Origin of the sequence: Kocuria tytonicola (genome assembly GCF_003687175.1) — a bacterium.
Lineage (GTDB): Bacteria > Actinomycetota > Actinomycetes > Actinomycetales > Micrococcaceae > Kocuria > Kocuria tytonicola.
The window spans coordinates 617,277-638,104 of record NZ_RDEX01000001.1; the positions used below are offsets into that span (position 1 = coordinate 617,277).

Below are 20,828 nucleotides of genomic sequence, written 5' to 3' on the forward strand. Positions count from 1 at the left end.
AGGACACCCCGTGAGGCGCCGCGTGAGCCCGCCGCTGCCCACGGTGCGCGGCGTGGGCCCCGCCCGGGTGCGGATGCCGGGCCCTGGCGCCCCGGACCCCGTGCTGGACGCGCTGCCCGGCCTTCCCGCCACCGCGGTGGAGTACGTGCAGCGCCGCTTCCCGGACGACGCCGCCTGGTTCCGCGAGCAGGTGGCGGCCGGTCGGGTGCTGGGGGACGGCGGCGGCGTCGTGACCCCGGAAACCCCGTACGAGGCGGGGGTCTCCGTGTGGTTCCACCGCCCGGTCCCGGACGAGGACGCCGCTCCCGTGACCCTGGACGTGCTCCACGAGGACGACTGGATCCTGGCCGTGGACAAGCCGCACGGGTTGTGCAGCACCCCCAAGGGCGAGAACGTGCGGCGGTCGGTGGTGGTGGCCGCACGGTGCCAGTTCGGCAACGACGAGATCTCCGCGCTGCACCGCCTGGACCGCTCCACCGGAGGGGTGCTGCTGCTGTGCAAGCACGCCGAGGACCGCGGGGCGTTCCACCGGATGTTCCAGGAGCGCACCGTGCGCAAGACGTACTGGGCCGTGGCCGGGGTGAACGGGCGCGTGGGGGAGGATCCCGTGCGCGTGGAGTCCCGGATCCGCAAGATCCAGGGCGTGGTGCAGGCCTTCGAGGAGCCGGGGGAGGTCAACGCGGTCACGGACGTGCGGCGCGCGGAGACGTTCACGGATGCGCAGGGGCGGTGGGGGCTGTACGAGATCGCCCCGCTGACCGGACGCACCCACCAGATCCGGGTGCACATGACCTCGCTGGGTCTGCCGCTGCGCGGGGACAAGCTCTACCCCGCACCGCGCGAGGACTTCGACGTGGAGGACCCGGAGAACCCCCTGCAGCTGATCGCGCGCTCCCTCGAGTTCATCCACCCCAGGACGGGACAGCCCGTGCGGATCGACTCCCGCCTGACGCCGAGCAGGCACGCGGCGGCCACGAGCGGCGACAACGTAACGATTGCGTAATATGTGACGCGCGGCACCGCCCCATGCCCCGCCGGGGTACCGTGGCCGCGGGTCTTTCCTCCCCTTCTGGGCCCACGCCGCGCACGCCGACACCCGGTGTGCGCCGCACCGGTCGGTGCCTGCCGACGTGAGCTGTCCCCGCACCGTGCACCGCCCCCGCCGCACCCCGTGGTGGGTCGCATGCGCGCCCGACGACGAAAAGATCCCGCCATGCCCCCTCGCCACCTCTCTGCCCGCACCCGTCCGGGCGTCCTGCACCGTGCCCTCTCCACCCTCACCGCGGCGAGCGCCGCGGCCGCCGTGTTGGTGACCGGCAGTCTCGTGACGGCCCCCGGTGCCGACGCCGCGCCGTCGGACATCGTCTCCGTCTCCTCGGGCACCCGCAACGCTGACGCCCAGAAGATGCTCGGACAGATCAACAGCCACCGCGCGTCCCGCGGGCTGCAGCCCGTGAAGTACTCCCCGTCCCTGTCCGGGATCGCGCAGGGGCAGTCGGACCGCCTGGTCCGGCAGGAGGTCATCGACCACTCGAACACGTTCCTCACGGACCGCCGTGCCGCCGGGTACGACGCCGCCGGGGAGATCCACGCCCTGTCCTGGCAGAACTCGGTCACGGACCTCACCACGTGGTGGAAGAACTCGCCCGCGCACAACAAGGTGCTCACGGACCCGCGCATGGAGGTGGTGGGCATCGGCCTCACCTACGTGGACGGCCAGCTGGGTGGCAACGGGCAGGGCTGGCGGCTCGTGGGCACCGTGGACTCCTACGGGTTCCCGGGTGCCGGGGCCCCGGCGGACACCCGCAGCAGTGTGACGGGTGGGGCCGTGGCCCCACAGATGAAGCCTGCGCCGCCCACTGGTGCCGCGGCCGCTCTTCCTCCGGTGACGGGCGGGATCCGCGCACGCTACCTCGCCATGGGTGGCGCCCCCGTGGTGGGCGCGCCCGTGGCCATCCAGCGCGGCGGACTGGTCGACGGCGGCATCTACCAGAACTTCCGGGCTGCGAACGGCGCCCGGCACAAGATCCTGTGGACCGCCCGCACCGGTGCGCACGCGGTCAAGGAGTCCGGCGGCATCGGCCAGGCGTGGCAGCGCGCCGGTTTCGAGCGCGGCTGGGGCTACCCCCTCACGGAGGAGTACAGCGCAGGTTCCGAGGTGCAGCAGCGCTTCTCCAACGGGTACACCGCGCACTGGTCCCGCACCACGGGCCGCACCTGGGTCACCCGCTGACCTCTGCGCCCCGTCCGACGACGCCGCCCCGCGGACTCCCTGCCTCGGCACGGGTCCGCGGGGCGGTTCCGTCACTCCGCGGCCTGGCACCGCGGGCACCACGCAATGGTGCGCAGGTGCTGCACCGCGGTGCGGGACGGTGCGGGATCCACGGTGAGCAGGGCGTCGTCGATCTCCCCGCGCTTCAGCACGGTCCCGCAGCGGCGGCACGGCTGACCGTCCTTGCCGTACGTCCAGAACAGGGGGCGGCCCTGCGGCGCCTGGCCCACGGTGGAGCGCATGGAGCGGTCCTTGTTCAGGTGCAGCAGCTTGTGGGCGAGGACGACAATCTCCCGCAGCTTCCCCTCCGGCAGCGAGTCCACACGGGCCCAGGGGTTCGTGCGGGACATGAACAGGGTCTCCACGCGGTACACGTTGCCGATCCCGGCGAGGTTGCGCTGGTCCATGAGCGCGGTGCCGATCGCACGGTCCGGCTGCGCGCTCAGCCGCTCCAGCGCCTTCTCCAGGTCCCAGTCCGGGCCGAGGATGTCCGGGCCCAGGTAGCCCACGAGCTCCTGGTCCTCCAGCCGGGTGGGCACCAGGCGCACGTCCTTCACGTCGAAGCCCACGGCCTCCACGTCCTGGGTGCGCAGGATCGCGCGGATGGTGTGCGAGCCCTGCCCGATGGCCACGTCCGCGCTGATCCGGGTCCGCGCCTCCGCGGCTGACCGCACGCTCCCACCGCGTCTGGCGCGCGGACGGTAGGGGCTCGCGCCGGGCCGGCTCCGCCGCACGCTGCCCGTGCCACCGCCGGCCGACGACGCCGCACGGGCAGCTCCCCGCCCGCGCGCGCCGGGCTGGGGCGCAGCACCGGTTCCCCTGCGCGGCGCCTCGTTTTCCCCGGCAGCGCTGCCGGTGGTGTGAGCGTCGCCGGGGCGGGCGGCGTCGTCATCCCTCTGCCGGTCGAAGACCCGCCAGGTGCCGTCCATCATCAGGTGCGAGTGCAGGGTGAGGGGCTCGGCGCCGGAGCGCATCTCCTCGGCGTCCGGCGCGGCGGAGAGCCGGATGAGGATGTGCTTCCCCCGTGGCACCACGGCCACCACGGTGCGCCCGGAGACGTCCGAGGTGGCGAGCGCGGGCACCCGGAAGTCCGAGCTCTCGACCACCGCACCCTCCAGCGCCTCACGCAGCATCTTGCACTGCCGGTAGACGGAATCACCTTCGGGCACGGGGGCCTCCTGAGTAGTGGCTGAGACCCGGGGGAAGCTTTGGACTCAGTGCGTGTCTCGTCCGAGTCGCTTTGCGGCCTGCAGATAGACCGCCAGCCCCTCGCGTTCGCCCACGGACACCGCCTCCAGCGCCACAGCCTGAACCTCGTTGGGTGTGTAGCGGTAGACCAGGCGGTATCGCGGCTTTCTCGTCGGGACGGGGTCGAAGTACAACTTGTAGCAGTCCGACAGATCACCTGTTCCAGCATGATCCTCGAGAGGAACCCCACGAATCGTCCCGTCGCGGATGAAGACGAGTCTTTCCAGCGCCATCTTGGCGATGTCGTGAGGCTTTCGAGGCAACGCGAGAACGTCCTCCTCGAAGCCCGGTAGCTTCGTGAGCTTCAGCGCTCGACGGGTCACTGGAAGTCAGCGGGGTCGAGGCCCAGTGCCTCTGCGGTTTCGGACAGGGGGGAGGCTCCACCGGCGCGAATGCGAGCCCGAGCGGTCTCCGCCGTGGCCAGGTCCTCCAGGAGGGGAGCAATGGCTTCGAAGGCTTCGTAGGGGATCATCACCGCCTCTGGCTTGCGCTGCGCTCCGAAGGTGACCGGCTCAGCCGTCAGCCCCTCGGTACGGAAGCGCTGGAGGGTGTCCCCGAGGCTTTCGCGCGCTTCGCGGCTGGTGAGGGGATGGGAAAGGAGTGATGCCATGGGACGAGTGTACGTGACGTGTACGTCTATGTGTACACGTTTGCGTACTCATGATGCTGGTCAATCTGAGGGGTGGGCAGCCCCACAGCAGGGGGAGCGCTATCGCCTGCGGCCAGGGTGGCGGAACCACCCGATCACGAGTAGGACCAATCCGACCTCGATCAGGGCGAGGCCGGGGCTCACGATGCTCGCCCGAGGGTCGAGAACGAAGAAGATGACCGCCACCACCGCGCCGATCCCGATGAAGAACTTTCCCACCTGGTACGTGTGCGACGTGTTCTTGAATGGGGCCATGTCGGCCATCCTGTCAGATCTGGCGTTCCGGGTGGGCGCTCCGGAATTCCTGGGGCGGTGGTGAGCAGACGCCCGATTCATGTGCTCCACCGTGGCAGGCTTGCCGCATGGACAGCACCGCTCGCCTTAGCCTCGATCCACCGACCCTGTCCGACCTCGAGGACATCCACCGCATCTATTCGGACGCTCGGACATGGACCCACTTCCCGAGCGGTCGACTCACCTCTCGTGAGCAGACGAACGCTCTGCTTACGCGGTGGATGGAGGACTGGCAGGCAAACGGCCTGGGCTCCTGGATAGTGCGGGAGGGCGGTCGGGTGGTGGGGACCGGTGGATGCACGCGTCAGAAAGATCGCTATTGGAACCTGGGGTACCGCTTTGCGCCGGAGGCCCAAGGCAGAGGTCTGGCCACGGAACTCGCGGGCGCAGCTGTTGATGCAGCTAGACGGAATCGGGCGGCCCTTCCCGTTGTGGCCAAAGTTCTCGAGCACAACGCCCCCTCCGTTTTAGTGGCGAAGAAGGCCGGCCTGTCCCTGAGGTACAGGGGGCCCGATCGAGGGAATCCCGATGAACAGGCCGTTCGCCTGGTCCTCGCCGACCGGGATCTGAGCGATGAGGTTCTTGCGCTGGTGCTCGGGCGGACGCCGTAATCGGTGATGCGGCCATGTACCGAGGGAGGACCGTTGTGGCTTTGCGCCGCGTGCGCGGCCGACATCAGTGCCAGCGGCTCAGCATCTCCGCACTGTGCTGCAGGGTGCTCCGCCCGCTCGCCACGGCGATGACGAGGTCGTAGGCGTCGTCGTCCGGGGCTTCGATCCGGGCGCCGTTGAGGTCGAGGAACACCACGGTGGCCAGCCAGCCAAGACGCTTGTTCCCGTCGACCAGCGGCATGTGATGGACGAGTGACTCCAGCAGTGCGGCAGCCTTCTCGTCCAGCGGCGGATATGCCTCACGGCCCCACAGTGCCGTGGTGGGGCGGTGCGCGGCGGCATCCAGCAGGCCCAGGTCCCGCACGGGACCCACGCCGAGATCCTCGGCCAGCCCCAGCAGGTCCTCCGTGGTGAGGTGCTGCGTCACCGTCCGAGCCGGTCCAGCACATCGGCGTACCGCGCCCGAGCGCGCGCCGAGGACTCACTCACCCGGCGCTCGTGGCCGCGGCGCGCGGCTACCTCGCGGATGGCCCGGATCGTCGCCTCTTGGCGGCTGATGCCCTCCGCCTCCGCGAGGTCCGCCAGGACGCGCTCGTCATCTTCTGTCAGTCGCAAGGTCATGGCCATGCGGGCCATGGTATCAAGGTGGTATCAACCGGGTGGGAGCGCTTTCGACGAGGGGACCCGCGCGGGATTGCAGTACCTCACCCCCTGCCCCCACCCACCGGCGCCCGCATCCGCACGCCCTTCGGCGTCTGGTAGAACCCGCCCGCGAGCAGTCCGTCCCGCACCGCGGTGACGAGTTCCTCCGAGGAGAGCACCGAGTCCCCATTGACCTTCTCCACCACGAGCGAGTCCACGGCCTTGCGCTGCACCAGACCGGCCACGGCTTCCGCAGCCAGGTGCAGCAGACCCGCGTCCGAGACGAACGCCAGCGCCGTCTTGCCGCCGCGCTCCAGGTACAGGGTCAGCGCGCCGTCCACGAGCACCACCACGGCACCGGCCTTGCGGCCCGGGCGGTGCTTGGTGCTGGACTCCAGCACCACGGCCTCCGGCCACTCCAGTGCCGCGCCGTACGGGTTGGCCGGGTCCGTGGCCGCCAGGGCGAGGACCTGGGGGTCACCCTTGCGGGCGGCGTCGTCGTCCGTGAAGCTGCGCAGCGCGTCAACCGTCGCGGGTTGCGTGAACTGGGCGGCCCCGAGTCCCTCGATGAAGTAGCCGCGGCGTGCCCGCCCCGCGTCCTCCAGGGCGCGCAGCACCTTGTAGACCGTGGAGAACCCGCCGGGGACGTCCTCCACCGCCACGGGACCGCGCGTGAGGATGCCGTAGCGGTCCAGCAGCAGCTCCGCCTGGGCCTGGGCCCGCACGGTGGGGTTCAGCGGCTCGGGGCGCAGCACGGACCAGCGCCCGGCCGTCGCCCGGTCCTCGCCACCCCCGGAGGCGCGCACCACGCGCGTGCCGGACGGGGCGGCGTCGTCGGAGGAACCCGCAGGGTCGAAACCAGCGGGGCCGCGCCCCACCGCGCGCAGCCGGGCCGCCCCGCGCCGGCCCGCCGAGCGGGAGCGCGCCGGGCGCCTGGGGGTCTTGTGCGCCGAGTGCCCGCCGGAGATCAGCGCGCGCACGGGCGCGTATGTGTCGTTGGTGACGAGCCCGGCCCACAGCAGGTTCCACAGCGCGGTGCGCAGCTGGGCCATGTCCACGGTGACGCCCGCCGCCGCGAGGGGTTGAACCAGCTGCCACGCGAAGTACGCGCCGCCGCCCTGCAGCACGGTGAGCAGCTCGCGTTCGAGCGCGGAGTCCAGCGCGTCCGCTGCGGCGTCCAGCTGCGCGACGGGCGGCAGGGACAGCTCCGCGGCCTCGGCCAGGTGGAACGCCACCCAGCCGTCCTCCCCGCCCAGGGACCCGGCGCCGGAGAAGATCACCTCGCCCGTGGCCATGAGCTCGTCCAGCATGGCCGGGCGGTAGTCCACCACGCGCTGCGCGAGCACGAGCGGCTCCCACGCGGACGCCGGGATCGGCACCCCGGCCAGCTGGTCCACCACGGTGAGCACCCCGTCCAGCCCGCGCAGCTGGTGCCCCTTCGCGGCGTGCTGCCACGCGGGCAGGAACGTGGCGTACGCCTGCGGGTCCACGGGCTCCACGTCCGCGCGCAGCGCCGCGAGCGAACGACGCCGCAGGGTCCGCAGCACCTCGATGTCGCACCACTCCGAGTCCGACGCCGCCGGGTCACCGCTCGGCCGGAACGCCCCCTCGCTCACGCGCCGCTGCTTGGCCAGACCGCGCAGCGCGGACTCCACCACGGCCGGGCCCAGGCTCAGGGCCTGCGCCGCCTCGGCCACGCTGAACGGTCCGTGGGTGCGCGCGTACCGGGACACGAGGTCCCCCACGGGGTCCGCCACGGGTTCCAGGAACGCGAGCGGCACCCCCATGGGCAGCGGCTGGCCGAGTGCGTCCCGCATCCGGGCGGCGTCCTCCACCGCGCAGTACACCTCGCGCCCGCCCACCCGCAGCACGATCGCCCGGTTGCTGTCCACGAGGGCGTCCAGCAGCTCGCGCGCGGCCTCCGGGGAGATGGCTCGGTACGCCGGGTCCTCGGACCGTTCCGGGTCCTCCTCCGCACCGGGATCGTCCGACGCCGCCGCGTCACCGGAGCGCCCGTCGGCCGCGTCGGCCGTGGCGCTCGCGGCCTCCGCCGCGGCCGTGGGCAGCGCGGAGGTGGAGTCCACGGTCCTCGGTGCCGCCGTTTCCGACACCACCGCACCCGACCCCGCGGCGTCGGGCGCAGCTGGTGAGGTCGCGGGGGATGCGGTTCCCGCCGGAACGGGTCCCTCGGCGCGCAGGCGCAGGCGCAGCGCGGCGTCGTCGGCGGTCATCGGCCCGAGCAGGCGCAGCAGGTCCGCGGCGCCCTCCACCCCGCGCAGCCGGCGGTCCGGGGCGAGGCGCTGCAGCTGCAGGACGGTGGTCTCGATGACGTCGGGGTCCAGCAGCTCGCGCAGCTCGGCGCGGCCCAGCAGCTCGTTGAGCAGCGCGGGGTCCAGGGACAAGGCTGCGGCCTTGCGCTCGGCCAGGGGGGAGTCCCCCTCGTAGAGGAACTGGGCCACGTACCCGAACAGCAGGGTGCGCGCGAACGGCGAGGGGGAGTCCGTGGTGGTCTCCACCACCCGCAGCTTCCGCCCGGCCAGGTCCCGCTGCAGCTGGAGCAGGGCGGGGACGTCGTACACGTCCTGGAGGCACTCGCGCACCGTCTCCAGGATGACCGGGAACTGCGGGTACTTCCGGGCCACGTCCAGCAGCTGCGCCGAGCGCTGGCGCTGCTGCCACAGCGGCGTGCGCTTGCCGGGGTCCGCGCGCGGCAGCAGCAGGGCGCGGGCCGCGTTCTCCCGGAACCGGGACGCGAACAGCGCGGAACCGCCCACCTCCTCGGTCACGGTGCGCTCGAGCTCCTCGGGGTCGAACAGGAACAGCTCCGCACCGGGGGGCTCCTCGTCCGTGGCGGGCACGCGCAGCACGATGCCGTCGTCCGCGGCCTGGGCGGACGCGTCCAGACCCCAGCGCTCGTCCAGCCGGGCCCGCACGGCCAGCGCCCACGGCCCGTGCACGGGTGTGCCGAACGGGCTGTGCAGCACCACGCGCCAGTCCCCGAGCTCGTCCCGGAACCGCTCCACCATGAGCGTGCGGTCGTCCGGCACGTGCTCCGTGGCCTCGCGCTGCTCCGCGAGGTACGCCAGCAGGTTGTCCTGCGCCCACTCGTCCAGCCCGGACACCGCCAGGCGCTCGCGGGCCTCGCCGCCCGGGGCCCCGGCCAGCTCGCGGGTGAAGCGGCCGACGGCGCGCCCCAGCTCCACGGGCCGCCCCAGCCCGTCCCCGTGCCAGAACGGCAGCTTGCCCGGAACCCCGGGGGCGGGTGCCACGACCACCCGGTTGTGCGTGATCTCCTCGATCCGCCAGCTGGAGGCGCCCAGGGCGATGATGTCCCCCACGCGGGACTCGTAGACCATCTCCTCGTCCAGCTCGCCCACGCGCTTGGGGGACTTCGAGTCCTGCTCGCCCACCAGGAACACCGGGAACAGCCCGCGATCCGGGATGGTCCCGCCGCTCGTGGTGGCCAGGCGCAGCGCACCGGGGCGGGCCTGCAGCGTTCCCGTCTCCCGGTCCCACACCAGGCGCGGGCGCAGCTGGGCGAACTCGTCCGAGGGGTAGCGCCCGGCGAGCAGGTCCAGCACGGCGTCGTACGCGGAGCGCGGCAGGGAGCGGAACGGCGCGCTGCGGCGCACCGTGTCGTACCAGGCCTCCACGTCCACGTCCTCGGCGGCCACCGCGGAGACCGTCTGCTGGGCCAGGATGTCCAGGGGGTTGGCGGGCACCGAGAGCGGTTCCAGGTTCCCCTGGAGCATCTGCTCCGCGATCACGGCGGCGTCCCGCACGTCCCCGCGGTGCTTGGGGTAGATCCGCCCGATCGACACCTCGCCCACCTGGTGCCCGGCGCGCCCCACGCGCTGCAGGCCCGAGGCCGCCGAGGGCGGGGACTCGATCTGGACCACCAGGTCCACGTGGCCCATGTCGATCCCCAGCTCCAGGGACGAGGTGGCCACCACGCAGCGCAGCCGCCCGGTCTTGAGGTCCTCCTCGATCAGGCTGCGCTGGTCCTTGGACACCGAGCCGTGGTGGGCGCGGGCGAGCACGGGGGACGCCCCCTCGTGGCGGTTGCTCTGGCGGGGGATCGCGGCAGGCTCCCGCTCACCGCCGGAGGGGACGACGCCGCCCGTCCGGGCCCGCGCGCTGGTCCCGTCCTGCGCGGGCCGGGGGCCGGAGCCGTCGGCGGTGCTCCCCGTGCCGCCCGTGTCCTCTGCGTCGTCCGTGTCCTGCGGGTCCGGGCCGGTGGCCGTCCGGCTGCCCGCGGCGCGCGCCTCGCTCTCAGCGAGCAGCCCGGAGAGGGCGTCCCCGAGCGCCACCGGGTCGCCGCCCTCGCGGTCCCCGCCGGCCTGGACCGCGGCCTCCTGTGCGTTCTCCAGCCGGAACTCGTGGATCTCGTTGAGTCGTGCCGTGAGCTTCTCCGCGAGCCCGCGGGAGTTGGCGAACACGATGGTGGAGCGGTGGGCCTCCACGAGGTCCACGATCCGCTCCTCCACGTGCGGCCAGATGGAGGCGGTCGCCTGACCGGAGCCGCCCAGGTCCCCGTCCAGGTTCGGGGAGCCGTCCGAGGACGGGGAGGCCGCCGCACCGCCCAGCACGGTCATGTCCGGGATGGGCACGGAGACCGTGAGGTCCCAGTCCTTCTCGGACGGGGGCCGCACCACGTCCACGGGCTGGGAACCGCCCAGGAAACCGGCCACGGTGTCCACGGGCTCCACCGTGGCGGAGAGCCCGATGCGCTGGGCCGGGCGCTCCAGCAGGTCGTCCAGCCGCTCCAGGCTCACCGCCAGGTGCGCACCGCGCTTGGTGCCGGCCATCGCGTGCACCTCGTCGATGATCACCGTGTTCACGTGGCTCAGGGTCTCCCGCGCCTTGGACGTGAGCATGAGGTACAGGGACTCGGGCGTGGTGATGAGGATGTCCGGTGGGTGGGCCAGCAGGGAGCGGCGGATGGCCTGCGGGGTGTCACCGGAGCGCACCCCCACGGAGATCTCCGGGGGCTCACCTCCGGCGGCCTTCGCGGCCTGCGTGATGCCGATCAGCGGTGCCCGCAGGTTGCGCTCCACGTCCACGCCCAGGGCCTTGAGCGGGGAGATGTAGAGCACCGAGGTGCGGTCCTCGGGGAGGGCGGCGGCGTCGTCGTCCCCGGTGGGGGCGGGGCCCTTGGCCGTGAGGAGCCGGTCGACGGACCACAGGAACGCGGCGAGCGTCTTGCCGGAACCGGTGGGGGCCACCACGAGAGCGTGGTGGCCCGCTGAGATAGCCTCCCACGCGCCGCGCTGGGCCGCCGTGGGCCCGCTGAACGCGGCGTCGAACCACTGCGCGGTCGCGGGGGAGAAGAGGTTCAGGACCGGATCAGGACCCAAAACCCTTGACCTGCAGCTGGGAGACCTTGGGGTTGCCGCAGGCCTGCCCCGGGTAGGAGACCACGAGCGACTCGTGGCTGCCCGGTGGGTAGACGCGCAGGCCGGTGACGTCGTGCGGGTTGCAGGTCTGGCCGACCACGCCGGGCTGGGTCACGCTCAGTCCGGCGCTCGCGGAGGCCCCCGGCTGAAGCGTCACGGCCCCGGCCCCGGCGCCCTCGCGCGAAGCCGGGGCGCCCACGGTGGCCCCGGAGGCGTCCACGAACGAGACCCCCGCGTAGCCGGTGAGCGTGCACGGTGCGGAACCCTTGTTCGTGAGCGTGAGGGACACGATGGTGTGTCCCGCCGCGCCCTGCTCTGGGGCCGCGGTGCCGCTGAGCTGCGAGGCGTTGCACACCCCGCCGGCGGCCTGGGCGTCCGCCTTCTCCTTGTCGAAGGGGCTCGCGGTGGGCATGGTCAGCTCCGGGGAGGTGGCCTTGCGGGTCTCCTCCGGGGCGGCCTGTGTCTTCTCCGGCTCGGCCCGGGACGCCTCGGAGGCCTGGGCGGTCTCCGAGGACGCGGACGGCGTGGGGGACGCGGACGCGCTCTGCGAGGAGCTGGCGGAAGCAGACGCCGTGGTGCTCGGGCTGGCGGTGTCCGCGGGCTTCGGGTCCTCCGACGAGCCGCACGCGGAGAGCGCCAGCAGAGCGGTCAGCGCGGTGGCGGCGAGCAGCGGGCGGGAGTGCTTGCGGGTGCCCCTGGGGGTGGGCGAGGTGGTCGTCATGCTGACAGTGTCCTACGTTCCGTCCGCAATGCGGCGAACATCACCTCGGCGAGGTGCACCGCGTCGGCACCCGTGCCCTGGGCGATCTGCGTGCGGCAGGAAAAACCGTCCGCGAGCACGATGGCGCCGGGTTCGGCCGCGCGGATCGCGGGGAACAGGGTGCGCTCCCCGAGCGTCTGCGAGATCTCGTAGTGCCCGGGCTCGAAACCCCAGTTCCCGGCCAGCCCGCAGCACCCACCGCCCACCACAGAGGTGTCCACGCCCAGCTCGGCGAGCACCCGCAGCTCGGGCGAGTAGTCACCCTGCGCCTTCTCGTGGCAGTGCACCTGGCACACTGCGCTGCTCGGGCCCGAGCGGGTCTCCAGCGGCTCGAACGGCCAGTCACCGCCGGCCTCCAGGTGCTCCGCGGCGAACTCGCCCAGCGTGCGGGTGAGGGTGCGCACCGCGTGGGCCCGCGGATCCTCGGGCAGCAGCTCCGTGATCTCGTGCTGCAGCATCACCGTGCAGGACGGCTCCAGCCCGATCACCGGGTACCCCGCCTCGATCAGCGGCGCCATCACGTCCAGCGTCTGCCGCAGCACCTTCCGGGTCATGTCCAGCTGACCCGTGGAGTGCCACGTGAGCCCGCAGCACACGGGACCCATGGGCATCAGCACCCGGTAGCCCATGGCCTCCAGCACCGCCACGGCCGCCTTGCCCGGCCCGTCTGCGGAGTAGGTGGTGAAGGTGTCCGGCCACAGCACCACGGACGGGCGTCCGGCGGGGTCCTCGCCCACGGCTCCGCGCGTCCTGGCACCCCCGGACGACGACGCCGTCCGGCCACCCCCGCACGACGACGCCGCACGGCCACCTCCGCGCGGACCGGCACCGGCGGCGTCGTCCCCGGTGCCCGGAGACGCGGTGCCCCGCACCTCGCCCGAGGCGGCGTGCCGGGAACGGGCGCGGAACCACGCGGTGAACGGGGTGTCGTTGAAGCGGATCATGTCGCGGCGGGGCTCGATGCCGCCGAGCCGCTTGGTCAGTGCCTCCACCGCCGGGATGCGCTCCAGGGCGTTGACCGCGCGCAGGGAACCGGGCACCCGCGCGGCGATCCGCATGAGCCACGGCATCCACCCCATGGTGAAGTGCGCCATGGGGCGGCGGTCCCGGCCCACGAACGAGCGCAGCCCCTGCCGGAAGTGGTGGTGCAGGAACTCGGCCTTGTAAGTGGCCATGTCCACGTTCACAGGGCACTCGGTGGCGCACGCCTTGCAGGACAGGCACAGGTCCAGGGCCTCGTAGGTCTCCTTGGACTTCCAGCCGTCCGTGAGGTGCTCGCCGCGCAGCATCTCCGCCAGGGAGCGCATGCGCCCGCGCGTGGAGTGCACCTCGTCCCCGGTGGCGTGGAAGGAGGGGCACATGGCCCCGGAGTCGGAGCGGCACGCGCCCACGCCCACGCAGCGGTTCACGGCCTGGCCGAACGAGCCGTTGTCGTGCGAGAAGGCGTGCACCGGGGTGAGCTCGAACGTGCGCGCGCCCGGGCCGGGGCGGATGCCCTGGTCCAGGGGCTCCGGGTCCACCACGACCCCCGGGTTGAACACGTTCTCGGGGTCGAAGATCCGCTTGAACCGGGCGAAGGCCGCCAGCGCCTGGGGAGTGTAGATGGTGCCCAGCAGCTCGGAGCGGGCGCGGCCGTCCCCGTGCTCCCCGGAGACCGAACCGCCGTAGCGGTGCACCAGCTCCGCGGCGCGCTCGATGAACTCGCGGTACTGCGCCACCCCGGCCTCGGTGCTGAAGTCGAACGAGATCCGGATGTGCACGCAGCCCTCGCCGAAGTGCCCGAACGGGATGCCGCGCAGGTCCATCTCGTCCAGCAGGGCGTACAGGTCCCGCAGGTACTCACCCAGCCGGGCCGGGGGCACTGCGGAGTCCTCCCACCCGGGCCACGCCTCGCCGCCGTCCGGCAGACGGGTCACGATGCCCGCACCGGCCTCGCGGATGTGCCACAGGGCACGGGCCTGGGCGGGGTCCCCCACGACCACCGAGTCCACCACGGTCTCCTGGACCAGCGCGGGGAGGGCGCGGGCGGCGTCGTACGCCTGTTCGGGGGTGTCCCCGGCGACCTCGCAGTAGAGCCACCCGCCCCCGCGGGGCAGCTCCGACCCGGCGTGCTCCTGGCCCGGGCGGGTGCGCAGCGCGGCCAGCAGGTCCGAGCCCATGCCCTCGATGGTCGTGACTCCCGGGACGCGGAGCGTCGGAGCAGCGGTGGCCGCCGCAATGGCGTCCTCGAAGCCCAGCACCGCGAGCGCGGTGTGCGCGGGCCTGGCCACGAGCTTCACGGTCAGTTCCGTGATGATCCCGCACGTGCCCTCGGTGCCCGCGAAGGCCTTGGCGGTGTCGAAGCCGTTCTCGCCCAGCAGGTGGTGCAGCCCGTAGCCGGAGACCTGGCGCGGGAACTGGCCCAGCTCGGTGCGCAGCACGGCCAGGTGGTCGTTGCGCAGCCGCTCCAGCTGCGAGGTCAGCGCGGGCTCGGAGGTGGCCCCCGCCTCCAGGGTGACGAGGCGCCCGTCGCCCAGCATGACCGTGACGGAGACGAGGTTCTCGGCACTCGTGCCCCACGCGACCGAGTGGGAGCCGCACGCGTTGTTGGCCACCATCCCGCCCACCGTGCAGCGCGAGTGCGTGGAGGGGTCCGGGCCGTAGGTCAGGCCGAACTCGGCGGCGGCGTCCCGGAGCTGGTCGCAGACCACGCCGGGTTCGATGCGCGCGGTGCGGGCCTGCGGGTCGATCTCCAGGATGCGGTGGAAGCGCCGGGAGGTGTCGATCACCAGGCCCTCGCCGATGGCGTTGCCCGCCACCGAGGTGCCTGCACCGCGGGAGGTCACCGGCCACCCGTTCTCCCGGGCGGTGGCGAGCAGCTCGCGGATCTCCGCCACCGAGCGGGGCTCGGCCACGGCGGCCGGGAGCCTGCGGTAGATCGAGGCGTCGGACACGTAGGCGGCGCGTGTGGTGAGATCGTCCCGGAGCTCGGTCATGCCCCAACTCTCACCTACGCGCCGCGAGGTGTCCAAGTGCGTCTCAGCGGACGGACCTCACCACTCGGGGGCGATCTCGATCTCCGCGCCGTCCAGGGACTCGGACCACTCCACCTGGCACGCGAGCCGGGAGTTGTCGTGGCGGGTGTCGTCCAGCATCTCCAGGAGGTCCTCCTCCTCCTCGTTGGTGCCGCCCGTCTTCACGAACGTCTCCTGGTCCAGGTACGAGTGGCACGTGGAGCACGAGGCGTTGCCGCCGCACGTGGCCAGGATGGGGAACTTGTTGCGCGTGAGGCACTCCATGAGCGTCTCGTAGTCCTTCCACTCCACGCCCTCGGTGCGGGCGCCGTCGCGGTCGGTCACATTGATCTGGATGCTGCTCACTCGCCTGGACCTCCTGGGGCACGCGCCCCGTCCGAATTCATGTGGGAACCAGCCGCCATTCTAGGCGGGGGCGTCAAACCCGGCACCGGGGCACGGCGCCGCCCGGCCGGCTTCCGCGGTCGGGTGCGGCTCCCCGGCGGCGTCGTGCGGGCCGGAGCCCGTCAGCCCATGCGGCGGACGGTGAGCGCCTGGGCCACCCGGCCGATCGGGCCCTGCTCGTCGAAGAGCTCGGAGTGGGTCAGGCCCACGCCGTCCCCGCCGAACTCCACGCTGGTGTCCAGGCCCACCCACGCGGAGACCGGGGCGCGGAACATGTGGATGCTCAGGTCCACGTTGGGGAACGCCCACGGGCCGATCTCCACGCGCGGCGCCAGCCCGTTGGCGGCGTCCACCGCGCTGACGAACTGGGCGGTGGGGGAGGACTCCTCGCCCTGCACCACGGCCTTGCTGATCCGCAGCCAGCCCGCGCCGCTGCCCGGGCGCGGCATGCGCGCCACGCGGGCCTGCAGGGAGCCGATGTAGCCGCCTCCCCACTGCTCGTACATGTTGAGCTCCTCGCACTGCTCCAGCGGGGTCAGCGGTTCGATCTCCCCGCCGGCCACCTCCTGGGTGTCCGAGGTCTTGAGCCGCCACAGGCTCAGCCGGATGCAGTCCCGCCCGCCGCTGCTCATGGTGGCCTCCAGCAGCTCGATGGTCCTGCCCGGGCGCAGCACCCGGGTGTGCACCTCGATCTCGCCGCCCGCGATGAACCCCAGGATGTCGAACGAGAACCGCACCGGGATCACGTCCTCGCGCGGGTGGTTGCGCTCGATCTCGTGCACCAGCAGCCCGGAGGAGGCCGCCATGTGCTGCTCCAGCGGGCTCCACGCCCCCTGCGTGTACACGGTGGTGCGGAAGCTGTGCTCCCCGGTGCGGATGTAGTGGGCGTCCGGGACGTCCTCGCCGTTCACTCCCAGGTGGCCCACGGGCTGCTCGTCGCTCATGCTGTGCTCCTCGTCTCGTCGGTGCCCGCCCGGTCCCTGACGCCCGGTGCTCGGGCCACGCCGTCGACTGCGGGGCCCCGGGCGCGTCCGACCGCGCGGAAGAATGTGGTCCGCGCAACATCCTAGAGGGGCGGGGCGCCAGCCCTACTGCTGGGTATCCCGGACGGCGGACGACGACGCACGTCAGCCGACCAGCTCGGCCGCCTTCTCGCCCAGGATCCCCAGCCCCACCACGAGCATCATGACCCCGGCGATCTTGCTCATCACCGTGCCCGCCCCGGGGCGTGAGCCCAGCAGCTTGCGGGACAGCAGCGCCACCGCGAAGTAGACCGTGGCGCAGTTGAGAACGTGGAGTCCGCCCAGCACCAGCATCTGCCCGGTGGAGGACCACCCCTGCGGGCTCACGAACTGGGGCAGCAGGGCCATGAGGAGCAGCAGCCCCTTGGGGTTGAGCGTGCTCACGCCCATGCCCTTGACGAACTGTGCGGAGCCGCCGTCGGCCACGGGAGCGTCCCCGGCGGCCATGCCCTCGCCCGTCTGGGCGGTCAGGGCCGTGGTCCCGAGGTAGAGGAGGTAGCCCGCGCCCACCACGGACAGGGTGGTCAGTGCCACGGGGTACTCGGTGACCAGGGCGCCCACGCCCACTGCCACCGCGGTGGCCACCACCACGTAGCCGGAGAGCATCCCCAGGACGGAGGGGGTCACCGACTGGGCGCGCAGTCCCGCACCGATCGCGTAGGCCCAGTCCGGCCCCGGCACCAGCACCAGCAGGACGCCGAGCACCCAGAACTGCACCAGCAGCGTCATGTCCATGTGAATCCCCTTTCCGGGCGAAACACTATGCGGCAGAGCGCGAAATGTGCTTTCTTCTTCCCGGGGAAAGAGGGGTTTCTGTGGAAGGATCAACGGCATGGATGCCCTTGATCGCAAGATCCTTTCACTCCTGCAGGGCGAGGGTCGGACCAGCACCACGGACCTCGCGCAGCAGGTGGGGCTGAGCCTCTCCTCGTGCCACCGGCGGCTCAAGGAGCTGGAGCGCTCTGGTGCCATCGAGCGCTACCGCGCGGTGGTGTCTCCGGAGGCCGTGGGGCTCGGGTTCGAGGCCCTGGTCTTCGTGCGCATGGAGCACACCGGGCCCGCCGTGATCGCGCGGTTCGAGGCGATGGTGGAGCAGATCCCCCAGATCATCGAGGCCGAGCGGCTCTTCGGGGAACCGGACTTCATGCTGCGGGTGCTGGTCCCGGACCTCGCCGCGTACCAGAAGTTCTACGACACCGTGCTCAGCGGGCTGCCCGGCGTGCAGCGGCTGAACTCCACACTGGTGATGAAGCGGATCGGCCCGGACCGGGAGATCCCGGTGTGAGGGGTCGTGCCCCGGATCGTGACGGCCCCGGCCCGGACACCACCTGCGCTCAGGGCAGAGCCAGCCGCACCACCTTCCGCCACGCCTGGAACACCTGGCGGGGCAGCGGCCCGGAGGTGTAGCGGATCCCGTACTGCTGGCAGATCTCCTTGACGCGGGGCGCGATCTGGGCCAGGCGGTTGGAGGGCATGTCCGGGAACAGGTGGTGCTCGATCTGGAAGGAGAGATTGCCGCTCATGAAGTGCATCAGCCGTGAGCCGTCGATGTTCGCGGAGCCCATGGCCTGCCGGCGGTACCAGTGCCCCCGCGATTCGTTTTCAATGTCCTTCTCCGTGAAGGTCTCCGCGCCGTCCGGGAAGTGACCGCAGAAGATCACCGCGTGCGCCCAGACGTTGCGGATCACGTTCGCCGCCAGGAACCCCTTGATCGAGGCCTTCCCCGACCCGGTGAGGGACGCCAGCAGGGGCGAGACCACGAAGTCCTTCGCGGACTGCCGACCGAGCTTCTTCATCACCCGCTTGAAGTCCTCGAACGTGGCGCGTCCCGACTTGTTGCCCGCGAAGAACTGGTCCAGCTCGACGTCGTAGATGGCGATGCCCCACTCGAACGCGGGGGCGAGGAAGAGGTTGATCACCGGGTTGAGCAGGTTCACCGGTTTCCACGGCTGATCCGGGTCCATGCGCAGCACGTTGTACCCCACGTCCCGGTCCTTGCCGAGCACGTTGGTCCACGTGTGGTGCGTCTCGTTGTGGGTGCGCTGCCAGCCGGCGGAGGGCGCCACGAAGTCCCACTCCCAGGTGGTGGAGTGGATCTCCTTGTCGTTCATCCAGTCCCACTGGCCGTGGAGCACGTTGTGACCGATCTCCATGTTCTCCAGGATCTTGCCCACACTCAGACAGCCCACACCGGCCCACCAGAGAGGTTTGTGCCGGGAGAAGATCATGCACGCGCGGCCCGTCATCTCCAGGCCGCGCTGCAGTGCCACCACCCGGCGGATGTACTGGGCGTCCGACCTCCCGCGTTGGGAGAAGATGTCGTCCCGCACCGCGTCGAGCTTGGCCGCAAGCTCGTCGAGCTCCACAGGGGTGAGGCTCAGGGGGTCGCGGGATGGCCGCGTCACCGCCGCTTCGGGGGAGGCTGTGGGAGTAACCGAGGTGGACGTCATAGGAGCTCCTTCGTTCCGAGGGTGCCGCCGAGGGGTGACCGTCGGCGGAAGAGAGGGGTGGTCATCAGGCGTCGAACGCCGCGTAGGGGGCGGGTCGCGTCACGCAGGTCTGGACGGGCCCGGGTTCCCTGTGGAGTTCCCCCGTACGAACGTTGGTGACCGCTCCGTCCGTCATGGGGACCAGGCAGCTGTGGCAGATGCCCATCCGGCAGCCGTGGGGCAGTGGGTGCTCCGCGCGCTCCGCTGCCTCCAGGATGGTGTCGCGCTCGCCCACGGACACCGTGATCCCGCTGCGCAGGAGACTGACCTCACCCGGCTGTCCACTGGCGGACGCGCGGGTCACGTCGAACCTCTCCACCACGGGGGCGTGCCCGGACGCCTCCCCCAGGTGTTCCACGGCCGTGACGAAGGAGTCCGGGCCGCACGCGTACGTGGCCCGCGCCTGGTGGTCGGGGCACAGCGCGCCCACCGCTCGCGGATCTGCGACATCGAGTCTTCCGCGCTCCTCGGTGAACCAGAAGACCGGGCGGAGTCCTTCGAACTGGTCAGCGAGCTCCAGGATCTCCTCGTGGAAGATGCACGATTCCTGGGTCCGGGACACGTAGACCAGGACGACGTCGTGATCCGGCCTGCGCGGCATCAGCGTCCGCAGCATGGACATCACCGGTGTGATACCGGAACCAGCCACCATGAACAGCAGCTCCGTGGGCATCTCCGGGAGGATGAACTGCCCCTCCGGGCGCTCCAAGTACAGCACGTCCCCGGGTGCGGCCCGGTGGACGAGGTGTTTGGACACGGTTCCCTGGGCTTTGACGGTGATCGAGGGGTCCCCGTGCTCGGGCGCGCTGAGGGAGTAGGGGCGCCAGATCCGCTTCCCGTCCACCTCCACGCCGATCCGCGCCCACTGGCCCGCGCGGTGCGGGATCCAGCCCTCGCCCGCGGTGAAGCAGACGGTTACCGTGTCGGGTGTCTCCCGGTGGACGCGCGTGATGCGCCCACGGGTGTAGTGGGCGCTGGAGAGTGAACCGAAGAGTTGTGCGAAGGAGCGGGGGTCCTGGGGGTACGTCAGAACCCCGGCGGCGGTGCGGAGGAATCTTGTGATCCCGGGAAGGCCCATGACTCATGGTCTACAGGACAGTAAGCAGGCTGTCAATAGTTGAGCACCCGGGTGGTCAGGGCGGAGGTGCCGCGCGGATCCCATGGTCTCACTGGGCAGCGTGTCCAGGGCGTTTCCAGGGCGTGTCCACACCGCGTCTCCGGGGCATGAGCGAAGGCCCTGCCACCCCGGTTTCCCGGGGTAGCAGGGCCCCCAGTCGCTGGCGGTGACGGTGGGATTTGAACCCACGTTGGCTTTGACACCAAACATCATTTCGAGTGATGCACCTTCGGCCGCTCGGACACGTCACCAGCTCCCAGCACTTTACAGGCCGGGACGCAACCCCTCCAAACCGGCGCGAGGCCGGTCAGCGGCCGGGCGCGGGTCACACGGTGGGTCCCCACGGCGCGGTGGCCTCCGGCGTGGGGTGATGCCGGACCGCGCCGGCGCCGGAGGGAACGGGGTCGAGATGGCGCGGGGCGGCGTCGTGCGGCGGGGCACTCACCGGCGCTCGCGGTGGCCCCGGAAGAACTCGTGCAGCAGGGCGGCGCACTCGTCCTCCCGCACTCCGCCGGTGACCTCCACCCAGTGGTTGAGCCGGGGGTCCCGCACGATGTCGAACACGGAGCCGCAGGCCCCGGCCTTGGGGTCCCACGCGCCGAACACCACGGTGGGCACGCGCGCGAGCACCACGGCCCCGGCGCACATGGCGCACGGCTCCAGGGTGACGACGAGCGTGCACCCCTCCAGCCGCCACTCACCGCGCCGCGCGGCGGCCTCCCGCAGGGCGAGCACCTCCGCGTGGGCGGTGGGGTCCCCGCACTCCTCTCGCCGGTTGTGGCCCGTGCCGACCACCCGGCCCTCGGGGTCCAGGACGACGGCGCCGATCGGCACGTCCCCGGACGCGGACGTGCGCTCGGCCTCGGAAAGCGCGAGGTCCATCCAGCCCGCGAGCTGGATGGACCTGGCGGTGTGCGGAAGAGCCATGCG

Annotated in this window: 19 protein-coding genes and 1 tRNA gene; 4 read left to right on the top strand and 16 right to left on the bottom strand. The window is 72.0% G+C overall.

All coding sequences use genetic code 11. The annotated features are described in order from the left end of the window. The first annotated feature begins 10 nt into the window (after positions 1-10). Entirely contained in the window at positions 11-1,003 is a 993-nt protein-coding gene (locus tag EAE32_RS02760; protein ID WP_243635547.1) for a pseudouridine synthase, read from the top strand. 210 nt (positions 1,004-1,213) lie between these two features. Continuing rightward, positions 1,214-2,233 carry a CAP domain-containing protein gene (locus tag EAE32_RS02765; RefSeq protein WP_121845682.1) on the top strand — a complete coding sequence of 340 codons (1,020 nt, stop codon included), beginning with the start codon at positions 1,214-1,216 and terminating at the stop codon, positions 2,231-2,233. Positions 2,234-2,304: 71 nt separating this feature from the next. Here EAE32_RS02765 and EAE32_RS02770 read toward each other — a convergent pair whose 3' ends face one another. The 4 genes from EAE32_RS02770 to EAE32_RS02785 form a co-directional block, all read right to left on the bottom strand. Next, positions 2,305-3,441 carry a DNA-formamidopyrimidine glycosylase family protein gene (locus tag EAE32_RS02770; RefSeq protein WP_121864109.1) on the bottom strand — a complete coding sequence of 379 codons (1,137 nt, stop codon included), beginning with the start codon at positions 3,439-3,441 and terminating at the stop codon, positions 2,305-2,307. 45 nt (positions 3,442-3,486) lie between these two features. Further along, the gene (locus EAE32_RS02775) at positions 3,487-3,843 is read right to left on the bottom strand and encodes a type II toxin-antitoxin system RelE/ParE family toxin (protein ID WP_243635548.1); all 357 of its coding nucleotides are present in this window, start codon (positions 3,841-3,843) and stop codon (positions 3,487-3,489) included. Next, the gene (locus EAE32_RS02780) at positions 3,840-4,130 is read right to left on the bottom strand and encodes a hypothetical protein (protein ID WP_121864110.1); all 291 of its coding nucleotides are present in this window, start codon (positions 4,128-4,130) and stop codon (positions 3,840-3,842) included. Before EAE32_RS02780 ends, EAE32_RS02775 begins: the two co-directional genes overlap by 4 nt. Positions 4,131-4,229: 99 nt before the next feature. Continuing rightward, positions 4,230-4,424: a hypothetical protein gene (locus tag EAE32_RS02785; protein ID WP_124035153.1), complete on the bottom strand. Its 195-nt coding sequence runs from the start codon at positions 4,422-4,424 to the stop codon at positions 4,230-4,232. A gap of 107 nt (positions 4,425-4,531) precedes the next feature. Between EAE32_RS02785 and EAE32_RS02790 the strand changes: the two genes are divergently transcribed. Continuing rightward, positions 4,532-5,074 (top strand): GNAT family N-acetyltransferase, encoded by a 543-nt coding sequence (locus EAE32_RS02790; RefSeq protein ID WP_121864112.1) that lies wholly within the window; start codon positions 4,532-4,534, stop codon positions 5,072-5,074. A 64-nt stretch (positions 5,075-5,138) separates the two neighbouring features. Here EAE32_RS02790 and EAE32_RS02795 read toward each other — a convergent pair whose 3' ends face one another. The 8 genes from EAE32_RS02795 to EAE32_RS02830 form a co-directional block, all read right to left on the bottom strand. Further along, positions 5,139-5,501: a type II toxin-antitoxin system death-on-curing family toxin gene (locus EAE32_RS02795; protein WP_121864113.1), complete on the bottom strand. Its 363-nt coding sequence runs from the start codon at positions 5,499-5,501 to the stop codon at positions 5,139-5,141. Beyond that, positions 5,498-5,701, bottom strand: a complete 204-nt coding sequence (locus EAE32_RS02800) for a CopG family transcriptional regulator (protein WP_121864768.1) — start codon at positions 5,699-5,701, stop codon at positions 5,498-5,500. Before EAE32_RS02800 ends, EAE32_RS02795 begins: the two co-directional genes overlap by 4 nt. A 77-nt stretch (positions 5,702-5,778) precedes the next feature. Beyond that, on the bottom strand, positions 5,779-11,073 hold the full coding sequence (locus tag EAE32_RS02805) for an Lhr family helicase (protein WP_121864114.1): 5,295 nt from the start codon (positions 11,071-11,073) through the stop codon (positions 5,779-5,781). Then, positions 11,063-11,833, bottom strand: coding sequence for a DUF4232 domain-containing protein (locus tag EAE32_RS02810; RefSeq protein WP_121864115.1), 771 nt, complete (start codon positions 11,831-11,833; stop codon positions 11,063-11,065). Before EAE32_RS02810 ends, EAE32_RS02805 begins: the two co-directional genes overlap by 11 nt. Continuing rightward, complete coding sequence (locus EAE32_RS02815; protein WP_121864116.1) at positions 11,830-14,847, bottom strand: FAD-binding and (Fe-S)-binding domain-containing protein; 3,018 nt, start codon at positions 14,845-14,847, stop codon at positions 11,830-11,832. The genes EAE32_RS02810 and EAE32_RS02815 overlap by 4 nt, the downstream gene beginning before the upstream one ends. Before the next feature lie 57 nt (positions 14,848-14,904). Further along, positions 14,905-15,231, bottom strand: a complete 327-nt coding sequence (locus tag EAE32_RS02820; protein ID WP_121845674.1) for a 2Fe-2S iron-sulfur cluster-binding protein — start codon at positions 15,229-15,231, stop codon at positions 14,905-14,907. Positions 15,232-15,392: 161 nt separating this feature from the next. Next, positions 15,393-16,214, bottom strand: coding sequence for a thioesterase family protein (locus EAE32_RS02825; RefSeq protein ID WP_121864117.1), 822 nt, complete (start codon positions 16,212-16,214; stop codon positions 15,393-15,395). Between the two features lie 183 nt (positions 16,215-16,397). After that, positions 16,398-17,027 carry a LysE family translocator gene (locus EAE32_RS02830; RefSeq protein ID WP_121864118.1) on the bottom strand — a complete coding sequence of 210 codons (630 nt, stop codon included), beginning with the start codon at positions 17,025-17,027 and terminating at the stop codon, positions 16,398-16,400. A gap of 97 nt (positions 17,028-17,124) precedes the next feature. Here EAE32_RS02830 and EAE32_RS02835 point away from each other — a divergent pair, with 97 nt between their 5' ends. Further along, positions 17,125-17,577, top strand: coding sequence for an Lrp/AsnC family transcriptional regulator (locus tag EAE32_RS02835; RefSeq protein WP_121864119.1), 453 nt, complete (start codon positions 17,125-17,127; stop codon positions 17,575-17,577). Between the two features lie 49 nt (positions 17,578-17,626). Here the strand turns inward: EAE32_RS02835 and EAE32_RS02840 are convergent, their stop codons facing one another. From EAE32_RS02840 to tadA, 4 genes are all read right to left on the bottom strand, one after another. Then, on the bottom strand, positions 17,627-18,742 hold the full coding sequence (locus EAE32_RS02840; RefSeq protein WP_243635549.1) for a fatty acid desaturase family protein: 1,116 nt from the start codon (positions 18,740-18,742) through the stop codon (positions 17,627-17,629). A gap of 64 nt (positions 18,743-18,806) precedes the next feature. Continuing rightward, positions 18,807-19,859: a flavin reductase family protein gene (locus tag EAE32_RS02845; protein ID WP_121864120.1), complete on the bottom strand. Its 1,053-nt coding sequence runs from the start codon at positions 19,857-19,859 to the stop codon at positions 18,807-18,809. 200 nt (positions 19,860-20,059) lie between these two features. Beyond that, positions 20,060-20,149: transfer RNA gene (locus tag EAE32_RS02850), tRNA-Ser, on the bottom strand. A 190-nt stretch (positions 20,150-20,339) separates the two neighbouring features. Continuing rightward, the gene (gene tadA, locus EAE32_RS02855) at positions 20,340-20,825 is read right to left on the bottom strand and encodes a tRNA adenosine(34) deaminase TadA (RefSeq protein ID WP_121845668.1); all 486 of its coding nucleotides are present in this window, start codon (positions 20,823-20,825) and stop codon (positions 20,340-20,342) included. Between the last annotated feature and the right edge of the window lie 3 nt (positions 20,826-20,828).